This window comes from Streptomyces sp. NPDC111656, from assembly GCF_055656965.1.
In genome coordinates this window covers 540,051-565,742 of the sequence record NZ_JBVKCA010000005.1, presented here as the reverse complement: position 1 = coordinate 565,742, position 25,692 = coordinate 540,051, and the positions used below count along the sequence as shown (strand labels likewise).

Here is a 25,692-nt window from a genome sequence, read left to right as displayed (position 1 = left end):
ACCTGGCTCCGGAGAGTTACTCCCCGGGTTGTACGAGCAGCCGCGCGTAGTTCGCCATGGATCGCTGGTAGCACGGCAGATGGGGCGCCAGGGCGGCGATCACCAGGGAGAGGCCCTCGCGTTCGCGGCCCAGGTCGGCGAGACAGAGCGCGAGCGTGGCGCGTACGGCATCGTCCAACTCGTCGGAGGACGCGTCGAGTTCGGGGGTGAGGAGCTTGACGCCCTCCTCGGCCTGCCCGATGTTCCGCAGCGAGCTGGAGAGTTGGATCTTGGTGCGGCGGCCGCGGTAGCCGCCGAGGCCGCGGGCGAGGGCCTTCCGGTGCAGCGGTACGGCCTGGTCCGAGTGGCCGGTGGAGTCCCAGGCGCAGGCCCGCTCGACGGGGCCGACGGGGCTGTCCGCGGGCAGTTCGGCGACCAGCGCGTCGATCACCGCCCGGAAGTCCGCCGCGTCCGCTTCGGTCGCTTCTTCGGAGCCGTCGAACGTGGCCCGGGCCGCCGCCGTACGCTCTTCCCAGTCTTCGGTCACGGCCACACCTTCGCCCGCACGTGCCCGTTGCGGCATCGGCATTCCCACCGGATGCCTTTCCGTCCGTAACGGGGGAGATTGAGCATTTGGCGCGCCGCAGCCGTATCGAAGACCAGGGCCCTCGCCGGGGCTCTCGACGGCGTGGGCGCCGACAGGCACCGGAGGAACGTATGAGGTTGACACGCGAAAAGCTGAGCGGGCACGGCCTTGCGGTCGTCGCGGCCGCGGCCCTGCTGGCGCTGACCGGCTGCGGCGGGTCGGACGGGGGAGGAACCAAGAGCGACTCGGCCGACCGGGTCCCGGCCACCGCGACCGGCAGTCTGGAGGATCTGGCGGCCGAGGTGAAGTGCAAGCCGGACATCCAGACGGACGCCGACGAGATCCGCCAGGCGATCTGCAAGAACACCAACGGCAAGTTCGTCCTCGCGACCTTCGCCACCGACCGCGGTCAGCGCGAGTGGATCAACGACGCGAAGGACTACGGCGGGTTCTACCTCGTCGGCGCCAAGTGGGTCGCCGTCGCCGACCAGAAGGTGGTCACGGCGCTGCGCGGCACGCTCGGCGGTGACATGGAGGTCGGGACCAACCACAGCCAGCATTCCTCCCACAGCGGCTGAGCCGCACGCACGGCACACACACAGAAGGCCGGTGGCGGGATCTCCCGCCACCGGCCTTCTTCAGTGCCTTGCCGGCTCTTCGGCGAAGCGACTACCGCTTCGCCGAGGGGGCTGCTACCTGCACTGCTTGCCGGTGTTGATGCAGTTGGCGATCTTGTTCGCCAGGTTGTTGGTGGTGACGCTGATGAAGTCGTCGTGGTCGGTGGCAGCCTTGTGGAGCTGCTCCGGGAAGCCGTCGACCGCGTATGCGTTCTTCACCACGCCGTTCTGGATGGTCGGCGGCGCGATGTTGTAGGTCAGGCGCATCGTCAGCTGCGGGATCGCCTTGAAGCCGTTGCCGCAGACACCGCTCGCGGGGTCGGGGAAGGCCACGTGCGTACGGTGGTTGGCGCTGTCGATGTTCTGGCCGTCCCAGCAGCTCTGGAAGGCGAACGTGCGCACCACCTTGCTGCCCTGCGGGCAGATCGGGTACTGCGACGTCAGCTGGACCTTGCTCTCGAAGCCGGTGCAGCTCCAGTGCGCGTTGGCGTTCGCCAGACCGTTGGTCGTGGTCTTGGCGTCACCGGTGATGATGCGCAGGAACTGCGGCATCGCGACGACCTTGCTGGCCGGGCTGCCCACGTACTTGATCTGGGCCGAGACGGGCGTCAGGACCTTGCCGACGTTGCCTTCCTTGCCGCCGCCGTCCTTGTTCTGGTCGAAGTCCTGGGTGCCGTCCTGGATGCGGACCACGGGCCAGTAGTACGACGACAGGTCGCTCTTGTTCTGGCAGCTGGTCCCGCCCTGCAGGAACGTCTGGTTGCTGGAGAACGCGTTGACCTTCTGGTTGCCGACGTAGTCGTGCAGGTGGTGCGCGCCGTTGGTCACGCCGGGCGCCACGATCACGTTGTCGGTGTTGAAGTTCTTGTTCGCGTTCACGCCGCACTGCGTGGTGAACGTACCCCGAGAGGCGTTGGCGCCCTTCTGCGGCTTGCCCTGGACGTTCGCCGCGACCTTGGTGATGTCGACGAAGTCGGCGGCGACGGGACCGTTTCCGGCCTGGCCGCCGATGTTGGCCGGCGCGCTCGCGCTCGGAGCCGCGGTGGCCGCGCCACCGTTCTGCTGGCCACCGTTCTGCTGGCCGCCGTTGTTCTGCTGGCCGTTCTGCTGGCCACCGTTCTGCTGGCCACCGTTGTTCTGCTGGCCGTTGTTCTGGCCACCGGCGGTGGTCTGGGCCTGGTTGGCGGTGGTGCCGGTGCAAGCGGCGAGACCGTCCAGCATGGTCGGCGCGGCGGCGCCCACCCGAGTGAAGTCGATCTTGATTCGGCCGATGACCGCGGACCGCTTGTCCTTGAGCGGCGACAGGATCGCGTTCTGGACGAAGCCCGCGTCATTGGCCTGAGCCTGACGCGACGAGGCCAGCCGGGCGTAAGCCTCGGTGATCTGCTTGTCGAGCGTGGCCAGCTCCGTGTCGACGTTCGACTTGGCGTTGGCGGGCACGCTGGTCAGTTTCTGCCCGACATCGGGGCAGGAGATGGTGGCGACCTGAGCGGCGGCAGCCTTGGTGGTGTTCGGGCTCGAGTTGGACTCGTGCGCCGAAGCGTAGAAATTCGCCCAGATCAATCCGCCCCCACCGATCGCGAGCGCCGCGGATGCGGCAACCGCGCGAACAGCCAGCGGCGAACGTCGTTTGCGAGTGTTGCGTCCCATGGAACTCCTCTGACTTCCTTGCGGGGCATCGAGGCGCCCGACAGGAGTGAAGCGGCGTCCATCAGTACGCAGGTGACTCCTGAGGCGTTCAGAAACCCAGGAAAATCTTAGAAGTTCGTGAGGTCATTTCCGGCGCAATGGGCTCAGAAGCGCATGTTTTTCGAGGAGTTGATCTCGGAAAACAGGTTTGAATGATATTCAACGGCGTCGGCGGGTCCTTCGTCCTCAGTGGCTGCCGTGATCCAAATACGCCAGTACGGCGAGTACGCGCCGGTTGTCATCGTCGGAGACCTCCAGCCCCAGTTTGGTGAAGATGTTGGAGGTGTGCTTGGCGATCGCCCGTTCTGTGACCACGAGTTGGGCCGCGATCGCCGCGTTCGAGCGTCCCTGCGCCATCAGTTCGAGCACCTCCAGCTCACGCGGGGTCAGCCGCCCGAGGGGCTGCGCGGTGTGGGAACGCCGCGCCAGCAACTGCTGGATCACCTGCGGATCCATCGCGGTCCCACCCGCGGCGACCCGCCGTACGGCGTCGATGAACTGCTCCGCGTCGAACACCCGGTCCTTGAGCAGATAACCGACCCCGCCCGTGCCGTCCGCGAGCAACTCCCGTGCGTACAGCTGCTCCACGTGCTGGGAGAGCACGAGCACCGGCAGCCCCGGCCGCTCCCGACGGGCCTGGAGCGCGCACTGCAGCCCCTCGTCCGTGTGCGAGGGCGGCAGCCGTACGTCGACCACGGCGACGTCCGGCGCCAACTCGGCCAGCGCCCAGGTGAGTTCGGGCCCGCTCTCGACGGCGGCGGCGATCTCGAAGTCGTACGCCTCGAGCATCCGGACCAGTCCGTCGCGCAGCAGGAACAGGTCTTCGGCTAGGACAACACGCAAGGGATCTCCATGGTGACCATGGTGGGACCGCCCGCGGGGCTGCTGACGGCCAGGACGCCGTCGAATGTACCGAGCCGCCGCTCGACGCCGGTGAGCCCCGAGCCCGCGCCGACCCGGGCACCGCCCTCCCCGTCGTCGGTGACGGTGATGCGGAGCGTTCCGTCCCTGTGCTGGAGGTCGACCCAGACGCGTTCGGCTCCGGAGTGCTTGACCGCGTTGGTCAGTACCTCGCTGACGGCGAAGTACGCGGCGGACTCGACGGGCGCGTCGGCACGGCCGTCCAGGTCGACGTCCACCTCGCTCACGAGCGGCAGCCGCAGCACCAACGCCCTTACCGCGTCGCCAAGTCCACGTTCCGCGAGCACGGGGGGATGAATACCCCGTACGAGGTCGCGCAGCTCGGTGAGCGCCTCGGCGGACGACCGGCGGGCCCGGGCGAGCAGCTGTCGGGCCTTGGCCGGGTCCTTCTCGATGAGGACCTCGACGGTCCCCAGGTCCATCCCCATGGCGACCAGTCGCGCCTGCGCCCCGTCGTGCAAGTCCCTCTCGATACGGCGGAGTTCGGCCGCCGACGTGTCCACGGCGGTGCGCCGGGTCTCGGTGAGGACGCGGACCCGTTCGGCGAGTTCGCCGTCGCCGGAGGCGAGGACGGAGCGGGTGAGGAGGAAATGGACCCGCAGGAGGGCGGGGGAGAGGGCATAGGAGGCGACGAGGAGTGCCGCGCCCAGTGCCCCCGCGAGGAGGGCGGAGCCCTGCCCCGACACCGGCACGAAGCCGTACCACCACCCCACGTGCGTGCCGTCCGTGACGACCCGCCACAGGCCGGCCGCCAGCGCGAAGCCCTCCAGAGGGTAGAGGAGGAGGGCGGCGGGCAGCAGCGCGGTCACGAACCCGGCGGTCATGTCGACCACCAGCCAGCCGAGGTCGCGCCAGGTCGCCGGGTCCCCCAGCATGCGGAGGCAGCGCGTCCACGGGGTCGTGTCCGCGGGCAGGCTCCGGTACGTGGACGGAATCCGTATCCCGTACCACTCGGCGGCGATGATCCGTCGCCGGTCCGCGAAGGCCCGTACGCCGGTCAGGACCCAAGGGGTCGTGACGATCCCCACCCCCACCGGGACGAGCAGGATCGACACGACGGACAGTACGAAGAGAACAACCGCTCCGGTGAACCCCTCGACGGCCAGCATCAGCCCTCGTCCCCCGGCGACCAGTACCTCCGGCCCGCGCGTCCGTATGCCCCTGCCGCTCCACATCTCCATACCGCCAGTCTCACCGACCCGCCCCTCGGGGTCACTGGGCCGAGCACCAGGGTGGGGGTGGTGCCAGGTGCACCCCGGGGCAGGCTCCTCCTCGCCCCCGCCGCCCCTACCCGTCCCATCCACACCTGGGGGCTCTGCCCCCCAGACCCCCGGGTGGGTTCGTCGGCTGCGGGCCGGTGGGGGCCGATCGCGCAGTTCCCCGCGCCCCTGAGCCGGGGCTGCGCCCCCGGCCTCCCGATCGGCCGGATCGGCCTCGTCCTCAAACGCCGGACGGACTGAGGCTTTCAGGGGCGCGGGGAACTGCGCGAGCAACCCCCATGGGCCCGCAGCCGAAGGACTCCGGGCGGGCGGGGGACGCGGGGCGAAGCCCCCGCCCGAGGGGCGCGGGGAACTGCGCGACCAGCCCTCACCGGCCCGCGGCCGAAAGACCACCCCCTGGGGTCTGGGGCGGAGCCCCCAGGGATGGGACGGGTAGGGGCGGCGGGGGCGAGGACATGGGGTGGCGCTACTGGGCGAGTACCTTTGTCTCCAGGTGCGGCGGGAGGCCCACCGGGGGGCGGTCCGGGCGTCGGGGGGCCACCCCGCCGATGCCCTGGAGCCAGGTCCACGTGTCCGCGACCGTCTCCGAGACGGGCCGACACCGCAGTCCCGTCGCCACCGCACGGGAGACATCCGCCCGATGAAGAGCGTCATGCATGTCGGACCCCACCGGCACCCACACCGGCAACTGCGTCCACGGCTGAATCCCGGCGTCGAGGACCACGGAAGGCTCCGTCCAACGGAGTTCCGCCCGCGCCCCGGTGACCCGGACACACGCGTCGAGCAGCTCCCCCATCGTCGTATGCCCCTGCGGACTCATCAGGTTGTACGCCCCGCTCACCCCCGCATCCGCCGCCCCGAGGATCCACTCCGCGAGATCACGCACATCGACGTACTGGAGGGGGAGGGACCGGGGGCCGGGCGCGAGTACGGGACCGCCCCGGGCGATCCGGGTCAACCACCACGGCAGGCGCCCGATGTTCTCGTACGGCCCGAGGATCAGCCCGGACCGCACGAGCAACGAGCGCTCCGCGCCGAACGCGGACACGGCGGCCAGCTCGCCGCCCAGTTTGTCCTGCGCGTAATCGGTCTGTTCGGCGTCCTCGGACGCCCCTTCCACGAGCGGCGCGTCCTCGGCGTAGTCGGCGGGCGGAGCCCACGCGTAGACCGAGCAGCTCGACACGTACACATACCGCCCGGCCCGGTCGGCCAACAGCCGGGCCGTGTCGCGAACGGCCCGCGGCGCCGCCGACCAGGTGTCGACGACGACATCCCACGCACCTTCGGTGGACGCGTCGGCGAGCGCCGCGAGCCCGTCCGGGGCGGTGCGGTCACCCAGCAAGGACCGCGCCCCGGCGGGCGGCTCGCGGTGCCCGCGGTGGAAGACGGTCACCTCCCAGCCACGGCCGAGCGCCGCCTCCACCACGGCGCGCCCCGCGAAATCCGTACCGCCCAGCATCAGCAGTTTCTTGGGTGTCATACGGAGGACTCTGCCCGCAGGATCCGCCGGACGGAACGGGAATCTGCTGACAGAAGAGTTCCTGAGCCGCGGGGAGGGTCAACGCCCCGTCGGAGGCGCGTACTTGTACCCCACCCGCCGTACCGTCTGGATCGCCTGCCGGTGCTGCGCCCCCAGCTTGCGCCGCAACCGCGCGACGTGGACGTCGACGGTCCGCCCGTCGCCCACGTGCCCGTAGCCCCACACGGTGGTGACCAACTGGTCGCGGGTGTGCACCCGGTGCGGATGCGAGACGAGGTGCGCGAGCAGCTCGAACTCCAGGTAGGTGAGGTCGAGCGGCCGCCCGTCGACCTCGGCGGTGCGCTGCACGGGGTCGATGCGGACGAGCGGATCGTCGCCCACGGCGGCGTCGGTGGGGGCCGGGGAGTCCGGGACGGCGACCGGCAGCAGGGGCTGCTGGTCGGCCGGTACGAGGACCAGGTAGCCGATCATCGGCGGCTGGCCGGGGAGCACGGGCAGGGTGTGCGGGGGAGCGGGCAGCCAGGTGGCGCCCGGCGGCAGGAAGTCCGCGACGTCGACCACCTCGTCCCGGTGGACGGCACGGAGTCGGTGCCGCGCGGGGACGGGGGCGGGTGCCGGTGCGGATGGGGGTCCCCCCGCTCGAGCGAAGTCGAGAGTGGGGGAGGTCGCGACGGACGAGAAGGAACGAGTGGTCGCCATGAGAGGTCAGCTCTTTCGCGCGAGAAGTTCGTCGGGAAGGTCGACGACCGCGAGTTCGTGGTCGGGGCCGTCGAGGACGTACGTCGTGCGCGCTGGCCGAAGGCCGGGGGTGTACGGCTTTAGAGGGCCGGCGCGTTCGTCGCGCGGCAACACACCCGGTCGAAGTCGTGATGCTGACGGGAAGGCCAGAAGGGCTCCAGGTCGGGGCGACCCGTCGCGGTGTACTTCTGGAAACCGACCATGCCCCCATTGAAGCAGAAGCCGGAGCCGGGCAGGAGACTCCTCTCACAGGTCGGACGGGTCCTTGGCGTGAACTTGACGCCGTACGACGCGGCTGACCTCGTACGACCACGAATGACCTCGTACGACGAGGCCGATGTCGCGCGACGCGAGGAGGCGCCCACCATGACGGTGGGCGCCTCCTCGCGTGGCGTGCGGGGCGGATCAGACCTGGCCGGCCTTCTCCAGGGCGGTGCAGCAGGTGTCGACGAGCAGGCGCGTGACGACGTACGGGTCGACGTTGGCGTTCGGGCGGCGGTCCTCGATGTAGCCCTTGCCGTCCTTCTCGACCTGCCACGGGATGCGCACCGAGGCGCCACGGTTGGAGACGCCGTAGGAGTACTCGTTCCACGGGGCGGTCTCGTGCAGACCGGTCAGGCGGTCGTCGATGCCGGCGCCGTAGTTCTTGACGTGGTCGAGCGGCTTCGAGCCCTCGCCCAGCGACTCGCACGCGGTGATGATCGCGTCGTATCCCTCGCGCATCGCCTTGGTGGAGAAGTTGGTGTGCGCGCCGGCGCCGTTCCAGTCGCCCTTGACCGGCTTGGGGTCGAGGGTCGCGGAGATGTTGAAGTCCTCGGCGGTGCGGTAGAGCAGCCAGCGGGCCACCCACAGCTGGTCAGAGACCTCCAGCGGCGCCAGTGGGCCGACCTGGAACTCCCACTGGCCGGGCATGACCTCGGCGTTGATGCCGGAGATGCCGAGGCCCGCCTTGAGGCAGTTCTCGAGGTGCGCCTCGACGACGTCACGGCCGAAGATCTCGTCCGCGCCGACGCCGCAGTAGTAGCCGCCCTGCGGGGCCGGGAAGCCGCCGACGGGGAAGCCGAGCGGGCGCTCCCCGTCGAAGAAGGTGTACTCCTGCTCGATACCGAAGATCGGCTCCTGCGCGGCGAACTTCTCCGCCACCTCGGCCAGCGCGGCACGGGTGTTGGACTCGTGCGGCGTCATGTCGATGTTCAGGACCTCGCACATCACGAGGACGTCGTCGCCGCCGCGGATCGGGTCCGGGAAGGTGGCGACGGGCTTGAGTACGCGGTCCGAGGCGTGCCCCTCGGCCTGGTTCGTGGAAGACCCGTCGAAGCCCCAGATCGGCAGCTCGGCGCCCTTGGCGTCGTCGCCCAGTATCTTCGTCTTGGAACGGAGCTTGGCCGTCGGCTCGGTGCCGTCGATCCAGATGTACTCAGCCTTGAAGGTCACGGGCCACATCCTTCGGGGTGTGTCTTAGGGCGCACTGCGGGTGCTGCGGCGCTGCGGCACTGGGGCGCCGCGGTACTGCCCGGCAGCCTGTCAACAGGCGATTTCCCGATCATTGCTCGAATGTGAACCCCGTGTTACCGGGTGTCTCTGTGCTGCGACTCACTCGCTGAGAGCGATTCCGACCACTGTCGGCGGCCCGCTCGCGAAGGCCGCGAGCACACGCGTCGGCCCACCGTGGTCCTTCCGGTCCCGGTGGCGGCGGCTCGTATGCGATGGGTTTGCGGGCGCGCAGCACCGGGCTCTCCGCCCGGTGAACTCGCTCTACGTGCCGGTCCTGCTGTTCGTGGCCGCGAACAGCAGGACGCACGACCCGCACCGGGCGGCGGTCCGGGCCGCGGGGCTGCTGCCGCACGCGGCCCGGCCGGTACCGCCGTCCCTTCGGCGGAGTTCCTCAGTCGTCAGATGTGGGCGCTCACCCCACCTTCTCGATCCGGGCCCGGCGGATCAGGAACTTGCCCGGCTCCCGTACCTGCTCGAACGCCGCGTTGTTGAGCAGTACGCAGCTGCCCGACACCGAGGTGACCTGCACGGTCGTCGACTTGTTGTTGTCCAGGTTCGTGACCTTGAGCTTGGTCCCGGCCGGGAACTGGTTGCTGGACGCGGCAGGGGCGCCCGCCTCGCCCGAGAGGGTGACGGTCGAACCGTTGCAGACCTGCTGGCCGGTGGCGGCGCCACCACCACCCGTCCCCTGCGCGGGTGCGGTGGTCTGCTGCTGCGCGGGTGTGGTCGTCGCCGGCTGGGCGGACTGCGCGGGCTGCGTGGCCTGGGAGTCCTGAGCCGACTCCCCAACCGCGCAACCGGACGCCTTCTGCTGCACCTTGATCTGTGCGATGACCGCCTCGCGGTTGGCGATCCGCGCCGCCGACTGCGCGTCGGGATTGGCCCGTTGGCCGTCGATGAACTTCTGGTTGTTGCCGAGGGCGGTGGTGAGCCCCTGGCAGACCGTCGAGTCCGCGGCGGACAGGGTCCGGCCGTTCTCGGTCGGCGCCGCGTTCGAGGTGGCCGCCATGGCGAAGGCGCCACCTCCCGCCACGGCGGCGGCACTGACCAGCAGCGCGATCTTCTTCTTGGGACTGAGAGTCCTTCTACGCGACATGTACGCCTCCTGTCCGTGGCCGCCTCGTGCGGCGGCCGGATGCGATCCGTGTGCCGCTATGTACGAGATGCCGAACAGGGTTACTCAATGGTTAACACGAGTCAGTGCAGTGGCCTGGGTCACATGCGAGCCAAGGCGTCCCGAACGGCTTCCTCCGTACGGGCCACGACCGCCGTCCCGTCGTCCGCCGTGATGATCGGACGCTGGATGAGCTTCGGGTGCTCGGCCAGCGCCTTGATCCACTGTCCGCGCGAACTGTCGTCGCGCGCCCACGACTTCAGGTCGAGCTCCTTCGCGAGGGCCTCCTGCGTCCGGGTGATGTCCCACGGCTCGAGGCCCAGTCGCTCCAGTACGCCCCGGATCTCGTCCTCCGTGGGTACGTCCTCCAGGTAGCGGCGGACGGTGTACTGCGCCCCCTCCGCGTCGAGCAGGCTGATGGCGCTGCGGCACTTCGAACAGGCCGGATTGATCCAGATCTCCATGCCGCACACGTTACGCGGGCCCCCCTTTCCCGCCGGTGCGCAGGAAGCTCCCCCGTCCGTCCCCGTCCGTCTCCGCGAGGCCGGCACCGCGCGGTTCATCACAAGATCATCACTCCATCTCCATGCCTCTGTCATATGCCACACCCAGGCACTAGCGTCATCCCGAAAGCACAGCCAGGGGGGACGAGATGACTGACCCGTACACGATGCCGCCTGCTCCGCGCCCGCCGGACACGCGGCCTTGGCGCAAGCGCAAGCGCGTGTGGGCGGCGGCGATCCTCCTGTTCGGTCTGGGAGTCATGGGTGGCACTCAGAGCGCGCAGGACGAGGTGAACGCGGCGAAGGCTGCGGCTGCCAAGCCGCGTCCGACGATCACGGTGACCGCCACTGCCACCACCACCGCCACCGCGACCGTCACCGCGACGCCCAAGCCGCGGGCCACCGTCACCAAGACGGTGCGGACGCCGGGCCCCACCAAAACGGTCACCGAGGCCGCGCAGGACGCCGGGGCGGACACGAGTGGGAGCAGCGACACCGGCACCTGCTCGATCGTCTCCAACTCGGGCAACTGCTACGAGGCGGGGCAGTACTGCCGGAACAGGGACCACGGCGCTTCGACGACGGATGCCGGCGGTGCGGGCATCACGTGCGCCTACCGCAACGGGTGGCGCTGGACCTACTCCTGACGGCGCGAGCCGCGTCTTTGCCGGTGGGTGACGGGCGGGTCCCCGCCGTGCCACCGGAGGGTCTGTTCGAATTTGCCGCCGCCTCACGCGCCTCTCGCGGAGCTGCTGTGACGCGGCGGCAATTCCCTTGCCTACCTGGATGTTTGCTGGACTCTATGGACTCCCTGGATGTCAGTGCCGGGCAGTAAACTGGAGGCAGTGTTCGAGGGTGTCGCCGGGGGGTCCGGATGGCGCCCTGACCGCGACAGGAGGATGCCTGTGCCCGCTGCCGCACTGAAGCCGCTGCCCACTCAGTCCACGTCCAAGAGGGCGGTCCTGATGGACCTGCCGTACGAGCCCGTGGCGAAGCGCCCGTTGCCGCCTGGGCGGCCTCGCGAGTGGTACGTCACGCACAACCGCCGGCTCAAGGCGATGCGTCTCGCGATCGCTCTGCTCGACTCCGGTGTGTACGTTCCGAATCAGGCCCGCAACGAGAAGATCCGCAGTACTGCGGAGGCGATCGGTGTTCATCCGCCGTCGGACACCACGTGCCACATGGTGCGCGCGCTGATGCGGTACGCGCGCTGAGCGCGGGGGGGCGGGGGGGGCGGCCGGGGCAACGTCTCTCGCCCCCGCCGCCCCTACCCGCCCCATCCGTACTTGGGGGCTCCGCCCCCAAACCCCCGATCGGCCTGAACGGCCTCGTCCTCAATCGCCGGACGGGCTGAAGGCGTGGGCCGGGGTGGGTGGGGTGCGCCCCTCGGCCTTGTCCTCAGTTGTCGGGCGGGCTGAAGGCGCGGGCTGGGGTGGGTGGGGTGCGGCCCCCGACCTCGACCTCAGACGCCGGACGGGCTGAAGACGCGGGCGGTGTTGGGTGGGGTGCGGTCTCGGGCCTCGTTCTCAGTTGTCGGACGGGCTGAAGGCGTGGGCCGGGGTGGGTGGGGTGCGGTCTTCGGGTTCGTCCTGGGGCGCCGGACGACCCTGGGCCTTTAGGGGCGCGGGGAACTGCGCGCCCAGCCCCCACCGGGCCCGCAGCCAAACGAATCGGGTGGGCGGGGGACGCGGGGCGAAGCCCCCGCCTTGGGGGCGCGGGGAACTGCGCGAGCAACCGCTACCGACCCGCAGCCGAACGGCACACCCGGAGGCCCGGGCGGAGCCCCTTCGCTCCGTCACTGCCCCGTCGTCAGTTCCTTCTCCAGGGGGGTTCGGAAGCGAGGCGTGATCCGGGTCGGGCCCAGCCAGGCCCGTAGACGGGCGGCCTCCGTCTCGATGGCGGCCAGCGCCTCCCGCCCCACCCCGACAGGGTCCAACACCCGCCACACCAGAGCCCCATCGGCCCGCTGCGCCCACCCCCCGACCACCCGCCCGTCCCACCACACCGTCGGCCCGACATTCCCACTGCCGTCGAAGAGCGCGGGACGGAGGGAGGGGGAGAGGTACCAGTCCCGTTCCTGCCATCCCATGGCCGTGGGATCGAGCCCGGGGAGGAGCGCGGCCCACGGCGCGACAGGGCCCGGGACGGGGGCGATGTCGTCGGCGGTCACATATCCGGTGGCTCCGTCGTCGAGCGACACGGCCACCGCCCCGATCGCCGCCAGCGCCCGCCGCACATCGGTGACCTTCCACCCCGTCCACCACTTGAGGTCGGCCTCGGTGGCGGGCCCGCACACCGCGAGCCAGCGGCGCAGCAGCTCGGGCTGGGCCTCGGAGGGCGGGAGTTCGGGATGCGGCGGCGCCACGGCCCAGCGGAACTGGGTCGACGTCCAGGACCCCAGCGGCCGCCCACGCACCACCCGCCCCTCGACCCCGAGCACCCGCATCAGCCGGGACGACACGGTGTGCGCGCTCTCGTAACTCCGCCCCGCGCCGTACGTGAACTGCTCCCTCAACCGCGGCTCGTCCTGGACGAGTTCGTTCACCGTGGCCTGCCCGCGCCGCGCCAGCGCGGCGAGCGCGGACGCCTCCACCTCGGCGAGCCACTCCTCGCTCAGCCGCCCGTCGCTGCCGCTCACCATGTCCTTGACCAGCCCGACCCGGGCCTTCGCGGCGATCGCGAGCCCCGTCGAGGCGTGCACCACCGCGGCCAGCCCGGTGGGGAACACGAACACGGTGTGCCGCATGCCGTGCATCCGCACCAGCGTCCGGTCCTCGTACAGCGCCCGGTCGAGCTCCGCCACCGTCTTCCCGGCGTCCGCGAGCCGCGCGCCCACCGCCAGGTACACCGTCGCCGGATCGGTCCCGTGCAGTGCGACCAGGGACCCGGCGACCTCCTCGGGGCTCGCCGCGCGCGCCGCCCCCGCGAGCCGGTGCCGCAGGGCGAGCCGGGCCCGCCGCTCCGCCACCGCGATGTGCCGCCGCTCCTCGTCCACGCCGCCTCCCTCTCGTAGCTGCCGTCCCCGCATCCTCTCGCGCCTCACCCGATCGGCGCCCCCGCCATGCGTACGCCCTGCTCACGGCCTTGACTGAACCGGGAATCCGCAGCGGAACGTCGGGAGACGACATGGCGCGGCACGCGAGGCAAGGGATACGCGGGATACGAGGGAGAGGCAGGGCGCTCGGGGCGCGTGGGATACCAGCGCCCGGCGTACGACGGACCGGCCCGGGGGCCGTGGCTGTCGTGCTCCTGCTGGCCCTCGGCGCCTGCCTGGCCGGCTGTTCCAACGGCACCACCCCGTCCGATGTGGCCTCCGCCGCCTCCTCCCTCGCGTCCGAGGCCGGCGACTCGCTCGCCTCCGCGACCGCCGAGGCCCGGCGGAAGCTCGACGAGTTCAAGAACGGCCTGGACGCCAAGGACGAGGTGAAGCTCGGCGACCGGGTGACCATCGACTCCGCGGGCCGGGCCACCGTCAAGGCCACCGCCACCAACCCGACGTCCGCGGCGAAGACGTACGCGGTCCAGGTCAACTTCCGTGACAAGGGCGGCAACCTCCTCGACACGGTCGTCGTCACCCTGAACGACGTCCCGGCGGGCGCAGCCAAAGACGCCACAGCCCGCAGCACCCGCACCCTCTCCGGAGACATCACCGCCGACGTGGCCCGCGCCGTACGGACCTGACACCCGCGAACGCGCCTCCCGCTCCGGCGGCCGTCTCGCCGTGGCCCTGGCCGAAGCCGATGCCTCAGCCGTACAGCTCGAACAGCCCGGTCACATACGCCGTCAGCCGTTCGCCCAGCAGCTCGGGGGTCAGGTCCGCGCGCCCCAGTTCCCGCCACGGCACCGCGAGCTTCTCGGCGTCGGGGGAGTAGGCCAGCGCGTCCAGCAGCCGCCAGTACAAGTGCTCCTCGGCGTCGGCCGGTCGGCGTCCGCCGTGTGCCTCGTACCGCGCGCGGAACCCCAGGCCGTACGCCTCCCCGTGGAGCAGCGCGAGAGCCGTGGAGCAGTGGGCCACGTCCAGGTCGGCGGGCCCCCACGAGGTCTCCACCCAGTCGACCACCCCGCTGATCCGCAGTGTGTCGCCCGCGCCGGTGAAGAGCACGTTGCCGGGATGGAAGTCCCGGTGCAGGAAACATCCTTCGTACGCCGGGGGTTCGCGCCGGATCACGTCCACGGCCCGCTCCCACAGCGCGCCCCGGGGCGCACGGACCCGTTCGGGCGAGGTCCATGCCTGGTACGGGCGCGGGCGGTCGGCCGGAACCACCGTGTGAATGCGGGCCAGTTGGCGGGCCAGCAGGTCGATGCGCCGGTCCAGGTCCTCCTCGTCGACCCGTACCCGGCCCGGCAGCGAGGACATCAACAGCGAGGGGTGGTCGCAGTGTTCGGCGGCGGCGTCGACGGCGTGGAGCTCGGGCGTGGGGACGTCCTCGCACGGGGCGAGCAGGGTGAGGACGGACGCCTCGCGGGCCAGCAGGCCGGGCGCGTGACGGCGGTAGAAGGGCTTCACGAACGACCGCAGCACCAGCCCCGTACCGTCGTCGAGGGTGAGCCGGCGCATCTGGGAGCTCCAGCCGCCGCGCAGGGCCGTGGACTCCCGTACGCTCCTGCCGGCCGGAAGCTGCTTGGCCACCCAGCCGCGGGTCGCGGTCCACCCCCGCTCGCCCGGTCCCACGAGTACGGCGTCCACGAACCGCGCCCGGTCGGCGGGATGTTCGCGCAGCCACAGGCCCAGCATGTGGTCGGCGTCGGGGAATGCGAGCCGGGTGAACTGGGCACGGGCGGTGAGCGCGTCCGCCACGGCCTCGGTGACGGCGGGCGGGATGACGGCGTCCGTACCGGGTACGGCGAGGACCGCACGGCCGTCGTACCCGCGCAGCACGTCGAGCGCGGGGGCCTGCCGCCAGCTGTCCGGCGCCCGGATGATCTCGCTGAAGCGCCCGTCGCCCTCCCCGAACGGAACCTGCCAGGCCTCGGCGCCGTACACCGCGGGCGCGCACAGGCCCAGCGCCACCACGCGCCGCCCGTAGTACCCGGCGAGATCGGCCACCGTCTGGCCGCTCATGCTGAACCCGACGAGGATCAGCGGACCGTCCGCCGGGACCGACGCGTCGATGACGGAGACGGCCTGCTCGAAGCGTCGGCGCAGGCTCAGGTCCTTGAGCTCGCCCGAGCTCTCACCGTGTCCGGAGAAGTCGAGGGCGAGGCCCCGGCAGCCGCGTGCCACGAACTCCTCCAGCAGTGGGAGCAGTCGCTCCTTGTCGCCGAGGCCCGCGCCGTGCAGCAGGACGACGGTGGCCGCGGCGCCAGGGCCGTCGTCACCGCCGCCGCTGACGCAGCTCAGTCGTTCACCGTCGTGATCATGTGCGAAGGAGGCGAGCATCCCCCCATTCACCCACGCCCGCTCTTCCACTCTCCATCTACCGACGGCATGTACCGACGGCCCCGGCCAGGTCACAGACCCGGGGCACCCCAGATCGGGAACCAGCGGCTGAGATCCTGCTCGATCCGCAGATCGTCCGCGAGCGCGGCCTTGACCTGCAGTTCCAGCGCGTTGTCACGCCGTTGGGCCTCGCCGGCCAGCGGTGCGAAGGGATAGAAGGTGCCGCGCTTGTAGAGGTAGACGAGTCCGAGCCGTCGCTGCCCGGTGTCCTGGAAGCCCGCCACGGAGCAGAGCAGCTGGGGTCCGAAGCCGCTGCCCTCCAGCGCGCTGTTGACCGCGTGCAGATCACTGACCAGCGCGGGCAGATCGTCCGGTTCCCGCCGCGAGACCAGCCACGAGTACCCGTACTCGTCCCGGCTGACCTCCACCGGCGGACCCGTGCGCTCGGCATCCGCGTCGAGCAGTTCCTGCACCTCCTGGTGCGCCTGGGCGAAGGCCCCGCCCTCGACGCTCGCGAAGCACACCGCGCCCGTCCCGGTCGGGGTGAATCCGGCGGCGGCCTGCAGGGTCAGGGCCGCCGACGGCAGCCCGAAGAGCTGGTCGAGATCGGGCGCGACGGCCTTGGTACGCCCGAGCAGGATGTCCAGGAACCCCATGCAGTCGGCTGCCTTTCCGGAAGGGACGAAGGGCCATGGCCCAGGATGAGCAGGGTGGGTAGGGAGGGGACAGGAAGGGACAGGAAGAAGAGTCAGGCGGTGTTTTCCGGAGTCGCCGCCTCACCCAGCTCCGCCGAGATCCTGCCCAGTTGTTCGAGCCGCTGCTCCAGGCTGGGGTGGGTCGAGAAAAGCTTCGCGATCCCCGGTTCGGCACCGAAGGCCGGCGTGAAGTAGAACGCGTTGAACGCCTGTGCCGTCCGCAGGTCCTTGGTCGGGATCCGCGCGATGTCCCCGGAGACCTTCGTCAGCGCGGACGCCAGCGCCGAGGGCCGGCCGGTGAGCAGGGCGGCGGACCGGTCGGCGGCCAGCTCGCGGTACCGGGACAGGGCCCGGATGAGCAGGAAGCTGATCGCGTACACGGCCGCGGAGACGGCCATCACCGCCATGAAGATCGCCACGGTGTTCTGGTCCTTGCGGCCGCGCCCGCCGAAGAGCTGGGAGTAGAAGGCGAACCGCACGATCAGCCCGGCGATCACCCCGAGGAACGAGGCCACGGTGATCACGGCGACGTCCTTGTGCGCCACGTGCGACAGCTCGTGCGCGAGCACGCCCTCCAGCTCGTCGGGCTCCAGCCGCCGCAGCAGCCCGGTGGTCACGCAGAGGACCGCGTGATCGGCGTTCCGCCCGGTCGCGAACGCGTTCGGCATGTCGATGTCCGACACGGCGACCAGGGGCTTCGGCATGTCGGCGACGGCACACAGCCGGTCGACGACTCCGTGTAGCTGCGGATACTCCTCGCGCTCCACGATCCGGCCGTGCATCGCGTAGAGCGCGATCCGGTCCGAGAACCAGTACTGCGCGCCGAGCATCAGGGCCGCGACGACCACGACCAGCACCCAGGACTTCAGCAGCACGATCAACGCGGCGACGAAGGCCACGTACAGCAATCCGAGCAGGAACAGCGTGACCGTCATGCGTGCGGTCAACCGCGGATCGCTCCGGAACCGGCTCTGCATCTGCATCACCCCCGCAGTAAGGCACTCGCCCCGCTGTCCAGTGTGCACCTGCGGATGCCCATGAAGCGGTTCCGAACAGCTCTAGGAGGTGCAAAGGCGACCTGTGGGATTCCGGGCGGGATCTGGGGGATTCCGTCCAAGATGCCGAGTGGTCGATCGCCGACTAGCCTTTATCCGCGAGCAGCTCTTAATGAAAAGAGCCGCCATCGGAGTACGCCCGCCGCACGCGTCGGCGGCTCGAACGTACTCCGCGTACTCGGGCGAGAATCGCGCCGGACCCGCTCCGCCGCGGTCACGGCCATCTGCCATCCGTCTCGTGCCTCCGAAAGACCGCACGAGGGGTGCAAGGAGGATTCATCCATGAAGGCACAACGTGCGAGGCGCTTCTTCGCGGTATCCGCCATCGGCGTTCTGATGGCCGGAGGCGCCGCGATCGGCGCAGCAGGTACGGCCTCGGCAGCTGCCCCGGCCCAAGCCCACACCCAGGTCGCCACCCACGGCTGTTCCAACTGGGGCGGCCGATTCGGGAACTGCGGGTTCGGCTTCAACAACGGCTTCAACACCGGCTTCGGCTTCAACAACGGCTTCGGCTTCAACAACGGCTTCGGCTTCAACAACGGCTTCAACAACGGCTTCGGCGGTGGTGGAGTCGTAGTCATCGTGGTGCCCTGACGGATCACGGCCGAGGGCCGCCACCTGTACACACAGGTGGCGGCCCTCAGTTTTTCAGGCGTCGTGATCTTCAGACGTCGTAATTTTTAGACGTCGTAGTACAGCTCGAACTCGTGCGGGTGCGGACGCAGCTGCAGCGGCGCGATCTCGTTCGTGCGCTTGTAGTCGATCCACGTCTCGATCAGGTCGGACGTGAAGACGTCGCCCGCGAGCAGGAACTCGTGGTCGGCCTCGAGGCGGTCGAGGACGGCCGGGAGGGAGGTCGGGACCTGGGCGACGCCCGCGTGCTCCTCGGGGGCGAGCTCGTAGAGGTCCTTGTCGATCGGCTCGGCCGGCTCGACCTTGTTCTTGATGCCGTCGAGGCCCGCGAGCAGCAGCGCCGAGAAGGCCAGGTACGGGTTGCCGGAGGAGTCGGGGGCACGGAACTCGACGCGCTTGGCCTTCGGGTTCGAACCGGTGATCGGGATACGCATGGCCGCGGAGCGGTTGCGCTGCGAGTACACCAGGTTGACCGGGGCCTCGAAGCCGGGGACCAGGCGGTGGTACGAGTTCACCGTCGGGTTCGTGAAGGCGAGCAGCGACGGGGCGTGCTTGAGGATGCCGCCGATGTAGTAGCGGGCGGTGTCCGAGAGGCCCGCGTAACCGGCCTCGTCGTAGAACAGCGGGTCGCCGTTGGCCCACAGCGACTGGTGGACGTGCATGCCCGAGCCGTTGTCGCCGAAGATCGGCTTCGGCATGAAGGTCGCGGTCTTGCCGTTGCGCCAGGCGACGTTCTTCACGATGTACTTGAAGAGCTGGAGGTCGTCGGCCGCGGCGAGCAGCGTGTTGAACTTGTAGTTGATCTCGGCCTGGCCGGCGGTGCCCACCTCGTGGTGCTGGCGCTCGACCTGGAGGCCGGACTTGGCCAGCTCCAGGGAGATCTCGGCACGCAGGTCGGCGAAGTGGTCGACCGGCGGGGTCGGGAAGTAGCCGCCCTTGTAGCGGACCTTGTAACCACGGTTGTCCTCGAGGGCGCCGGTGTTCCAGGCGCCGGCCTCGGAGTCGATGTGGTAGAAGGCCTCGTTCGACTTGGTGTCGAAGCGCACGCTGTCGAAGACGTAGAACTCGGCCTCGGGGCCGAAGAACGCGGTGTCGGCGATGCCGGTGGAGGCGAGGTAGGCCTCGGCCTTCTTCGCCACGTTGCGCGGGTCACGGGAGTACTGCTCGCCCGTGATCGGGTCGTGGATGAAGAAGTTGATGTTGACCGTCTTGTCGCGGCGGAAGGGGTCGACGCGCGCGGTGGACAGGTCGGCGCGGAGCGCCATGTCGGACTCGTGGATGGCCTGGAAACCGCGGATCGAGGAACCGTCGAACGCGAGCTCCTCGGCCGGGTCGAAGGCCTCGGCCGGGATCGTGAAGTGCTGCATCACGCCCGGCAGGTCGCAGAAGCGGACGTCGACGAACTTGACGTCCTCGTCCGCGATGAACTTCTTGGCCTCGTCGGCGTTCTGGAACATCCAGCTCCTCCTACTCCCGCCCACAGTGGACCGGGGTGGTAGTTCGTTCGTGCGGCCAGTGCGGTGGCACACGCTGGAGCCGACCTTAGGGATGGGGGATTTCTCCAGCGTGACCCATTTGTTTCGCCCAAGTTAACCGACCCGGGGTCGTCAGGCCCCTCCTGTCCGCATGCCAAAACGGGCGCAGTACCGTGGACGGGTGGACAACAGGCAAGCAATCGGATCGTGGCTCTCCGGACCCCGTGCGGCCCTGGAGGACGCCGGTGCCCACCTCGGATACCGGGGTGAACAGCTGGGTCTGCCGGAACACGGCCCCGGCTCCATCGCCCGCCCCGGCCGCAGGCTGGGCGCCCTCGCCATCGACTGGGCCCTGTGCCTGTTGATCGCATACGGACTGCTCACCCACGGCTACAAGCCGGGGTCGACGGGTAACTGGGCCCTGCTCGTCTTCTTCGTCCTGGGCGTCCTGACCGTCGGCACGGTCGGCTTCACCCCGGGCAAGCGCCTGCTGGGCCTGCGGATCGTCCCCGAGGGCGGCGGCCGTCTCAACCCGCTGCGCGTCCTGCTGCGCACCGCCCTGCTGTGCGTGGCCATCCCCGCCCTGATCTGGGACCGCGACGGCCGCGGCCTGCACGACCGCATGGCCCGCACGATCGAGGTCCGGGCCTAGCAACCGGACATCAGGCCGTACGGCGACATCAGGCCGTACGACGACACCAGGCCGTCCGGCGAGTGGTACGACGATGGGGGCGCCCGGAGTGATCCGGGCGCCCCCATCGTCGTAACTCTGCTCAGAGGAGTGTCAGCGGGCCTTCGGTCCGCCGCGCGGCATCCGCATGCCCTTGGGCATCGGACCCTTCGGAAGGGGCATGTTGCTCATCAGGTCGCCCATCGCGCGCAGCCGGTCGTTGGTGGCCGTCACCTGCGGGCCGGTCAGGACGCGGGGGAACTTCAGCATCGTCGTGCGGAGCTTCTTGAGCCCCACCTGACCCTCGCCGGAGCCCACGAGCACGTCGTGCACGGGCACATCGGCGACAATCCGCGCCATCTTCTTCTTCTCGGCCGCCAGCAGGCTCTTCACCCGGTTCGGGTTGCCCTCGGCCACCAGCACGATGCCGGCCTTGCCGACCGCGCGGTGCACCACGTCCTGGCTGCGGTTCATCGCCACCGCAGGAGTCGTGGTCCAGCCCCGGCCGATGTTGTCCAGCACGGCCGCTGCCGCGCCGGGCTGGCCCTCCATCTGTCCGAACGCGGCCCGCTCGGCCCTGCGCCCGAAGACGATCGCCGTCGCGAGGAAGGCGAGCAGAAGGCCGAGAATGCCCAGGTAGTACGGGTGGTCGATCAAGAGGCCGATCGCGAGGAAGACACCGAAGGTGACGATTCCGACTGCCGCGAGTACAAGACCGATCTTGGAGTCGGCCTTGCGAGTCATCTTGTAGGTCAGGGCGATCTGCTTGAGTCGCCCGGGGTTAGCAGCGTCCGCTGCAGTTTCCTTCCTCGCCATGCCACGAAGTCTACGTGGCCCGGCAAGCGCCGACGACGGCAGTGTCCGGGCAGGCGGCGGCAGCGCCCGCGCGGGGGTCCGGCGACGGCTACGAACGCGTCGCCACGGACTCCAGCACGCGCTGCGCCTCGACCCGGTCCTTGGCGCGGCGGCGGTCCTCCAGGACGGAGGTCCAGGCGTTGCGGCGGGCGGTGCGCTGACCGCTGCTCATGAGCAGCGACTCGACGGCACGGAGTGCATCGGTGAACGACGGGATGGCTGTGGCGCGTACGGGCGCGGCCTGCATGATGGAGGTCCCCCCTCGGGATGGCGGCTTTGGACGGGGCGGTACGGGGCGTAAGACCAGGGTCACTGATTGGTGTTACCAGGGCGTGACCGACCGGTCAAACACCAATGAAGCCTTGATGCGGCGGGCCTCCAGCATGACGCCGTCCTGACGCCTGTCCCCATCTGCGCGGACGGTCCGCAGCGCGGTGAATTGGCCACATTGTGGGGGGAGTTGCTTGTGCGCCGATTCACACGCGAGCGGTGGCACTGAGTGCCACCGCTCGGGTTGTAAGGCGTTTCAAATTATGTCGCCCGCATTGCTCCGTACGGGTGTTCAGACCGCCTGCGAGGCGACGTACGCGCCACGCTTCTCGATGGCCATCTGGTACAGCCGACCGGCGCGGTACGAGGAGCGCACCAGCGGGCCCGACATGACACCGGAGAAGCCGATCTGCTCGGCCTCCTCCTTCAGCTCCACGAACTCGTGCGGCTTGACCCAGCGCTCCACGGGGTGGTGGCGCACGGAGGGACGCAGGTACTGCGTGATGGTCACCAGCTCGCAGCCCGCCTCGTGCAGCTGCGTGAGGGCCTCGCTGACCTCCTCGCGGGTCTCGCCCATGCCGAGGATGAGGTTCGACTTCGTGACCAGACCGTAGTCGCGCGCCTCGGTGATGACCTTCAGCGAGCGCTCGTAGCGGAAGCCCGGGCGGATGCGCTTGAAGATCCGGGGGACCGTCTCGACGTTGTGCGCGAAGACCTCGGGGCGGGACGAGAAGACCTCGGCGAGCTGGGCGGGCTCGGCGTTGAAGTCGGGGGCGAGGAGTTCGACCTTGGTGCGGCCGGCCTCGCGCTCCGCCGTCTGCAGGTGGATCTGGCGGACCGTCTCGGCGTACAGCCACGCCCCGCCGTCCTCCAGGTCGTCGCGGGCGACGCCGGTGATGGTGGCGTAGTTCAGGTCCATCGTGACCACGGACTCGCCTACGCGACGGGGCTCGTCGCGGTCGAGTGCCTCCGGCTTGCCCGTGTCGATCTGGCAGAAGTCGCAGCGCCGGGTGCACTGGTCGCCGCCGATCAGGAACGTGGCCTCGCGGTCTTCCCAGCACTCGTAGATGTTGGGGCAGCCCGCCTCCTGGCAGACCGTGTGCAGGCCCTCGCTCTTCACGAGGTTCTGCATCTTGGTGTACTCGGGGCCCATTTTCGCCCGGGTCTTGATCCACTCGGGCTTGCGCTCGATGGGGGTCTGGGCGTTCCGGACCTCCAGGCGCAGCATTTTGCGTCCGTCGGGTGCGACTGCGGACACATCGGCTCCCTGTAGCTTCGATTCTTCGGCGTACACCAGGGTACGCCCGTACGGTTCTCGGCCCCCGCGGTGGGCAACCTTGCGGACCGAGGGTGCATTCCCGGGGGTTTCCTCGCCCCCGCCGCCCCTACCCGTCCCATCCACACCTGGGGGCTCCGCCCCCAGACCCCCGGGTGGGTTTGTCGGCTGCGGGCCGGTGGGGGCCGATCGCGCAGTTCCCCGCGCCCCTGGGGCACGGGGCTGCGCCCCGGTGCCCCATCGGCCTGACGGCCTCGTCCTCAAACGCCGGACGGGTTGAGGCTTTTGGGGGCGCGGGGAACTGCGCGATCAGCCCCCACCGACCCGCAGCCAAACGAATCCGGGCGGGCCGGAGATCCGGGGCGCAGCCCCGACTCAAGGGGCGCGGGGAACTGCGCGAGCAACCCCCACCGGCCTGCAGCCGGGCCACTTCGGACAGGCGGGGGATCGGGGCGAAGCCCCGCCTTGGGGCACGCGGGGAACGCCCGTGGCCGGCATCCGTCAGGCCGAGGCCCGCTCGACCTCGCGGGGGCGCAGGTCGGCGTTCTCCAGGACGTCGCGCAGGTGCTTCTCGGCGACCGGCAGAACCTCCGCGATGGTGACCTCGCGCCCCAACTCGTACGCAAGGGACGTCACCCCCGCGTCCCGGATCCCGCACGGGATGATCTTGTCGAAGGAGGATGTGTCCGGATTCACGTTCAGGGCGAAGCCGTGCATGGTGACGCCCTTGGCGACCCGGATCCCCATGGCGCAGATCTTCCGGTCCTCGCGCCGCTGCCCGGCGTTGGAGGGCGCGTACTCGGGCCCGTTCAGACGGGGGTCGAACTCCTCGTCCGTCAGCCGCGGGTCGAAGTCGAGGGAGAGCCCGCCGAGGGAGGGGCGCGAGGCGACGGGGTCGCCCAGGACCCAGACGCCCGCCCGGCCCTCCACCCGGCTGGTCTCGACGCCGAACTCGGCGCAGACCCGGATCATGGCGTCTTCGAGCCGCCGCAGGTGCGCCACCACATCCACTGGGCGCGGCAGCTTCTGGATCGGGTAGCCCACGAGCTGCCCGGGCCCGTGCCAGGTGATCTTGCCGCCGCGGTCCACGTCGACCACGGGCGTGCCGTCGAGGGGCCGTTCGTTGTCCGCCGTACGCCGGCCCGCCGTGTAGACCGGCGGGTGCTCCAGGAGCAGACAGGTGTCCGGGACCTCGTCCAGGAAGCGGGCGGCATGCACGCGGCGCTGCTCGTCCCAGGCCTCTTGGTACTCCACGGCCTCGGCACCGAATCCCATGCGGACGAACCGCAACTCACTCACGGCAAGCGCCTCCCTAGAAGCCTCAGAACCTTCGGAAACCGGCGGTGTGGCCACCGGCGGGCCCGTTGTGCGGCAGGCGAAAGAACCTTTCGTCAGGTACGTAACGCGCCCACGCCACTGTACGTCCGGGCCGTGCGCGTCAGCCCAGCGGTCAATCCTCACACGATCGGATGAATGTATGTCGATGCCTGCGATCAGGCGCTTACTCTCCGCTACATTCGCGCCGTCCACGAGGCCATAAGGGCTGCTCACAGGCAATCCGGGCACCCAGTGATGCCCGGAAGGCAGGAGACCGCACCGCAGATGACGGAACGACCCGCGCAGCGCACGCCCAATCGCCAGCTCGCCGCGCTCATCGCAGAAGCGGGGTTCTCCAACGCAGGTCTCGCCCGTCGCGTGGACCAGCTCGGCCTCGAACACGGACTTGACCTGAGATATGACAAGACATCGGTGACGCGGTGGCTGCGCGGGCAGCAGCCCCGCGGCACCACACCCGCCCTCATCGCCGAGGTGTTCACACGGCGCCTCGGCCGCCGCCTCACCGCGCAGGACCTCGGGCTCGACGCCTGCGCGCCCGTCTACGCGGGCCTCGAGTTCGCCGCGACCCCCGAGGAGGCCGTCGACATCGTCAGCGGGCTGTGGCGCAAGGACTCCGGCAGCCACGCCGAGCTCCGCAAGATCGCCTTCACCCCGGCGGGACTCGTCGTCCCCAGCCGCGACTGGCTGATCGGACGGGCCGACGACCGGGTGAGCCGCGGCGACCCGGCCGCCGCGCGCATCCCCGCCCAGGGGCGCCCCGCGGTCCCCCGCCAGCGCAACCAGACCGAACGCGGCCCCGGCCAGAAGGTCACCGGCGGGGACATCGCCGCCCTGCGCTCGGTGGGCGAACTGTTCCGCGCCCTCGACCACGCCTACGGCGGCGGCCACGCCCGCCAGGCCCTGGTCCGCTACCTGGAGCACGAGGCCGAGCCCATGCTGCGCGGCGCGTACGGCGAGCAGACCGGGCGGCGCCTGTTCGCGGCCGCCGCCGACCTCACCCGCCTCGCCGGCTGGACCTCGTACGACATCGCCGCGCACGGGCTCGCGCAGCGCTACTTCGTACAGGCGCTGCGGCTGTCGCAGGCGGCCGGCGACCGGGCGTACGGCTCGTACGTCCTGGTCACCATGAGTCGGCAGGCGGTCTACCTCGGCCACGGGCGCGAGGCCGTGCAGCTCGCCCGGGTCGCGCAGCAGGGCGTCGGCTCGTCCGTGCCGCCCGTCGTCCAGGCGCTGCTGCACTCCGTGGAGGCGCGCGGGCACGGAGTGCTCGGGGAGGTGCGGGCCTGCACGGCGTCGCTGGTGCGCGCCGAGCGGGCCCTCGAATCCGCCCGGCCGGGGGACGAGGCCCCGCACTGGGCGCGGTTCTTCGACGAGGCGCAGCTCGCCGACGAGTTCGGGCACTGCCACCGGGATCTGCAGCAGTACCGGGCCGCGGCGCAGCACGCCGAGCGCTCGCTGCAGTTGCGGGCGCCCGGCTTCGCGCGCAGCCGGCTGTTCTGTCGGGTGGTGCTCGCCTCGGCACGGCTCGGGCTCGGGGAGCTCGACCAGGCCTGCCAGTTGGGCGCCGAGGCCGCGGGGCAGGCGGTGGAGATGCGGTCGGTCCGGGCCGTCGAGTACGTACGGGACTTCGAGCGGCGGCTCGAACCGTACCGGGACGCGGCACCCGTACGGGGCTACCGGGATCGGGTGGCGGCCCTGGGCTGA

Annotated in this window: 25 protein-coding genes; 7 read left to right on the top strand and 18 right to left on the bottom strand. The window is 70.4% G+C overall.

Going from position 1 to position 25,692, the window contains the following annotated elements; all coding sequences use genetic code 11:
* Positions 1–16: 16 nt before the first annotated feature.
* Positions 17–562: a tetratricopeptide repeat protein gene (locus ACZ7M3_RS18790; protein WP_472064528.1), complete on the bottom strand. Its 546-nt coding sequence runs from the start codon at positions 560–562 to the stop codon at positions 17–19.
* Between the two features lie 134 nt (positions 563–696).
* Between ACZ7M3_RS18790 and ACZ7M3_RS18785 the strand changes: the two genes are divergently transcribed.
* The gene (locus ACZ7M3_RS18785; protein ID WP_095855060.1) at positions 697–1,143 is read left to right on the top strand and encodes a hypothetical protein; all 447 of its coding nucleotides are present in this window, start codon (positions 697–699) and stop codon (positions 1,141–1,143) included.
* A 114-nt stretch (positions 1,144–1,257) separates the two neighbouring features.
* On the opposite strand, the gene ACZ7M3_RS18780 is transcribed toward ACZ7M3_RS18785, so the two are convergent.
* The 8 genes from ACZ7M3_RS18780 to ACZ7M3_RS18745 form a co-directional block, all read right to left on the bottom strand.
* A complete protein-coding gene (locus ACZ7M3_RS18780; RefSeq protein WP_472064526.1) occupies positions 1,258–2,832 on the bottom strand; it encodes a DUF1996 domain-containing protein in 1,575 nt (524 codons plus the stop codon).
* Between the two features lie 225 nt (positions 2,833–3,057).
* Complete coding sequence (locus ACZ7M3_RS18775) at positions 3,058–3,714, bottom strand: LuxR C-terminal-related transcriptional regulator (RefSeq protein ID WP_472064524.1); 657 nt, start codon at positions 3,712–3,714, stop codon at positions 3,058–3,060.
* The gene (locus tag ACZ7M3_RS18770) at positions 3,699–4,973 is read right to left on the bottom strand and encodes a sensor histidine kinase (protein WP_472064522.1); all 1,275 of its coding nucleotides are present in this window, start codon (positions 4,971–4,973) and stop codon (positions 3,699–3,701) included. The genes ACZ7M3_RS18775 and ACZ7M3_RS18770 overlap by 16 nt, the downstream gene beginning before the upstream one ends.
* A gap of 505 nt (positions 4,974–5,478) precedes the next feature.
* Positions 5,479–6,471: an NAD-dependent epimerase/dehydratase family protein gene (locus ACZ7M3_RS18765; protein ID WP_472064584.1), complete on the bottom strand. Its 993-nt coding sequence runs from the start codon at positions 6,469–6,471 to the stop codon at positions 5,479–5,481.
* Between the two features lie 99 nt (positions 6,472–6,570).
* Positions 6,571–7,191 carry a winged helix-turn-helix domain-containing protein gene (locus tag ACZ7M3_RS18760; protein ID WP_472064520.1) on the bottom strand — a complete coding sequence of 207 codons (621 nt, stop codon included), beginning with the start codon at positions 7,189–7,191 and terminating at the stop codon, positions 6,571–6,573.
* Between the two features lie 444 nt (positions 7,192–7,635).
* Positions 7,636–8,664, bottom strand: a complete 1,029-nt coding sequence (gene glnII, locus ACZ7M3_RS18755; RefSeq protein ID WP_075026477.1) for a glutamine synthetase — start codon at positions 8,662–8,664, stop codon at positions 7,636–7,638.
* Between the two features lie 472 nt (positions 8,665–9,136).
* On the bottom strand, positions 9,137–9,820 hold the full coding sequence (locus tag ACZ7M3_RS18750) for a hypothetical protein (RefSeq protein ID WP_472064518.1): 684 nt from the start codon (positions 9,818–9,820) through the stop codon (positions 9,137–9,139).
* Between the two features lie 119 nt (positions 9,821–9,939).
* Entirely contained in the window at positions 9,940–10,302 is a 363-nt protein-coding gene (locus ACZ7M3_RS18745; protein WP_388535951.1) for an arsenate reductase family protein, read from the bottom strand.
* 188 nt (positions 10,303–10,490) lie between these two features.
* Here ACZ7M3_RS18745 and ACZ7M3_RS18740 point away from each other — a divergent pair, with 188 nt between their 5' ends.
* Together ACZ7M3_RS18740 and ACZ7M3_RS18735 are read left to right on the top strand one after the other, a co-directional pair.
* Positions 10,491–10,988: a hypothetical protein gene (locus ACZ7M3_RS18740; RefSeq protein ID WP_472064516.1), complete on the top strand. Its 498-nt coding sequence runs from the start codon at positions 10,491–10,493 to the stop codon at positions 10,986–10,988.
* A 258-nt stretch (positions 10,989–11,246) separates the two neighbouring features.
* On the top strand, positions 11,247–11,555 hold the full coding sequence (locus ACZ7M3_RS18735) for a hypothetical protein (RefSeq protein ID WP_054230803.1): 309 nt from the start codon (positions 11,247–11,249) through the stop codon (positions 11,553–11,555).
* Between the two features lie 581 nt (positions 11,556–12,136).
* Here the strand turns inward: ACZ7M3_RS18735 and ACZ7M3_RS18730 are convergent.
* Positions 12,137–13,369, bottom strand: coding sequence for a winged helix DNA-binding domain-containing protein (locus tag ACZ7M3_RS18730; RefSeq protein WP_472064514.1), 1,233 nt, complete (start codon positions 13,367–13,369; stop codon positions 12,137–12,139).
* 206 nt (positions 13,370–13,575) lie between these two features.
* Here ACZ7M3_RS18730 and ACZ7M3_RS18725 point away from each other — a divergent pair, with 206 nt between their 5' ends.
* Positions 13,576–14,022 (top strand): FxLYD domain-containing protein, encoded by a 447-nt coding sequence (locus tag ACZ7M3_RS18725; protein ID WP_355308488.1) that lies wholly within the window; start codon positions 13,576–13,578, stop codon positions 14,020–14,022.
* A 64-nt stretch (positions 14,023–14,086) separates the two neighbouring features.
* On the opposite strand, the gene ACZ7M3_RS18720 is transcribed toward ACZ7M3_RS18725, so the two are convergent.
* The 3 genes from ACZ7M3_RS18720 to htpX all read right to left on the bottom strand — a co-directional run bounded on the left by ACZ7M3_RS18720 (position 14,087) and on the right by htpX (position 17,393).
* Positions 14,087–15,721, bottom strand: a complete 1,635-nt coding sequence (locus tag ACZ7M3_RS18720) for a phosphotransferase (RefSeq protein ID WP_472064512.1) — start codon at positions 15,719–15,721, stop codon at positions 14,087–14,089.
* Between the two features lie 71 nt (positions 15,722–15,792).
* A complete protein-coding gene (gene pspAB, locus ACZ7M3_RS18715; RefSeq protein ID WP_095855073.1) occupies positions 15,793–16,377 on the bottom strand; it encodes a PspA-associated protein PspAB in 585 nt (194 codons plus the stop codon).
* 92 nt (positions 16,378–16,469) lie between these two features.
* Positions 16,470–17,393, bottom strand: coding sequence for a zinc metalloprotease HtpX (gene htpX / locus ACZ7M3_RS18710; protein ID WP_388535954.1), 924 nt, complete (start codon positions 17,391–17,393; stop codon positions 16,470–16,472).
* Between the two features lie 360 nt (positions 17,394–17,753).
* Here htpX and ACZ7M3_RS18705 point away from each other — a divergent pair, with 360 nt between their 5' ends.
* Complete coding sequence (locus ACZ7M3_RS18705; protein WP_472064510.1) at positions 17,754–18,065, top strand: hypothetical protein; 312 nt, start codon at positions 17,754–17,756, stop codon at positions 18,063–18,065.
* A gap of 86 nt (positions 18,066–18,151) precedes the next feature.
* Here the strand turns inward: ACZ7M3_RS18705 and glnA are convergent, their stop codons facing one another.
* Positions 18,152–19,561: a type I glutamate--ammonia ligase gene (gene glnA / locus ACZ7M3_RS18700; RefSeq protein WP_054229275.1), complete on the bottom strand. Its 1,410-nt coding sequence runs from the start codon at positions 19,559–19,561 to the stop codon at positions 18,152–18,154.
* Positions 19,562–19,760: 199 nt separating this feature from the next.
* Here glnA and ACZ7M3_RS18695 point away from each other — a divergent pair, with 199 nt between their 5' ends.
* Positions 19,761–20,231, top strand: a complete 471-nt coding sequence (locus tag ACZ7M3_RS18695) for an RDD family protein (protein WP_472064508.1) — start codon at positions 19,761–19,763, stop codon at positions 20,229–20,231.
* Between the two features lie 132 nt (positions 20,232–20,363).
* Here ACZ7M3_RS18695 and ACZ7M3_RS18690 read toward each other — a convergent pair whose 3' ends face one another.
* The 4 genes from ACZ7M3_RS18690 to lipB form a co-directional block, all read right to left on the bottom strand.
* Positions 20,364–21,065, bottom strand: a complete 702-nt coding sequence (locus tag ACZ7M3_RS18690; protein ID WP_095855076.1) for a DUF4191 domain-containing protein — start codon at positions 21,063–21,065, stop codon at positions 20,364–20,366.
* A gap of 88 nt (positions 21,066–21,153) precedes the next feature.
* Positions 21,154–21,351 carry an SCO2195 family GlnR-regulated protein gene (locus ACZ7M3_RS18685; protein ID WP_054229278.1) on the bottom strand — a complete coding sequence of 66 codons (198 nt, stop codon included), beginning with the start codon at positions 21,349–21,351 and terminating at the stop codon, positions 21,154–21,156.
* Between the two features lie 315 nt (positions 21,352–21,666).
* The gene (gene lipA, locus ACZ7M3_RS18680; protein ID WP_095855077.1) at positions 21,667–22,632 is read right to left on the bottom strand and encodes a lipoyl synthase; all 966 of its coding nucleotides are present in this window, start codon (positions 22,630–22,632) and stop codon (positions 21,667–21,669) included.
* A 519-nt stretch (positions 22,633–23,151) separates the two neighbouring features.
* Positions 23,152–23,949 (bottom strand): lipoyl(octanoyl) transferase LipB, encoded by a 798-nt coding sequence (gene lipB, locus ACZ7M3_RS18675; protein WP_472064506.1) that lies wholly within the window; start codon positions 23,947–23,949, stop codon positions 23,152–23,154.
* A 303-nt stretch (positions 23,950–24,252) separates the two neighbouring features.
* On the opposite strand from lipB, the gene ACZ7M3_RS18670 reads away from it, so the two are divergent.
* The gene (locus ACZ7M3_RS18670; RefSeq protein ID WP_351313090.1) at positions 24,253–25,692 is read left to right on the top strand and encodes a regulator; all 1,440 of its coding nucleotides are present in this window, start codon (positions 24,253–24,255) and stop codon (positions 25,690–25,692) included.

Bases quoted from the DNA above. Each gene is read 5' to 3' on its own strand.
- ACZ7M3_RS18790 (WP_472064528.1), bottom strand. From the start codon at position 562: ATGCCGCAACGGGCACGTGCGGGCGAAGGTGTGGCCGTGACCGAAGAC.
- ACZ7M3_RS18785 (WP_095855060.1), top strand. From the start codon at position 697: ATGAGGTTGACACGCGAAAAGCTGAGCGGGCACGGCCTTGCGGTCGTC.
- ACZ7M3_RS18780 (WP_472064526.1), bottom strand. From the start codon at position 2,832: ATGGGACGCAACACTCGCAAACGACGTTCGCCGCTGGCTGTTCGCGCG.
- ACZ7M3_RS18770 (WP_472064522.1), bottom strand. From the start codon at position 4,973: ATGGAGATGTGGAGCGGCAGGGGCATACGGACGCGCGGGCCGGAGGTA.
- ACZ7M3_RS18765 (WP_472064584.1), bottom strand. From the start codon at position 6,471: ATGCTGGGCGGTACGGATTTCGCGGGGCGCGCCGTGGTGGAGGCGGCG.
- ACZ7M3_RS18760 (WP_472064520.1), bottom strand. From the start codon at position 7,191: ATGGCGACCACTCGTTCCTTCTCGTCCGTCGCGACCTCCCCCACTCTC.
- ACZ7M3_RS18750 (WP_472064518.1), bottom strand. From the start codon at position 9,820: ATGTCGCGTAGAAGGACTCTCAGTCCCAAGAAGAAGATCGCGCTGCTG.
- ACZ7M3_RS18745 (WP_388535951.1), bottom strand. From the start codon at position 10,302: ATGGAGATCTGGATCAATCCGGCCTGTTCGAAGTGCCGCAGCGCCATC.
- ACZ7M3_RS18740 (WP_472064516.1), top strand. From the start codon at position 10,491: ATGACTGACCCGTACACGATGCCGCCTGCTCCGCGCCCGCCGGACACG.
- ACZ7M3_RS18730 (WP_472064514.1), bottom strand. From the start codon at position 13,369: ATGCGGGGACGGCAGCTACGAGAGGGAGGCGGCGTGGACGAGGAGCGG.
- ACZ7M3_RS18720 (WP_472064512.1), bottom strand. From the start codon at position 15,721: ATGCTCGCCTCCTTCGCACATGATCACGACGGTGAACGACTGAGCTGC.
- pspAB (WP_095855073.1), bottom strand. From the start codon at position 16,377: ATGGGGTTCCTGGACATCCTGCTCGGGCGTACCAAGGCCGTCGCGCCC.
- htpX (WP_388535954.1), bottom strand. From the start codon at position 17,393: ATGCAGAGCCGGTTCCGGAGCGATCCGCGGTTGACCGCACGCATGACG.
- ACZ7M3_RS18705 (WP_472064510.1), top strand. From the start codon at position 17,754: ATGAAGGCACAACGTGCGAGGCGCTTCTTCGCGGTATCCGCCATCGGC.
- glnA (WP_054229275.1), bottom strand. From the start codon at position 19,561: ATGTTCCAGAACGCCGACGAGGCCAAGAAGTTCATCGCGGACGAGGAC.
- ACZ7M3_RS18690 (WP_095855076.1), bottom strand. From the start codon at position 21,065: ATGGCGAGGAAGGAAACTGCAGCGGACGCTGCTAACCCCGGGCGACTC.
- ACZ7M3_RS18685 (WP_054229278.1), bottom strand. From the start codon at position 21,351: ATGCAGGCCGCGCCCGTACGCGCCACAGCCATCCCGTCGTTCACCGAT.
- ACZ7M3_RS18670 (WP_351313090.1), top strand. From the start codon at position 24,253: ATGACGGAACGACCCGCGCAGCGCACGCCCAATCGCCAGCTCGCCGCG.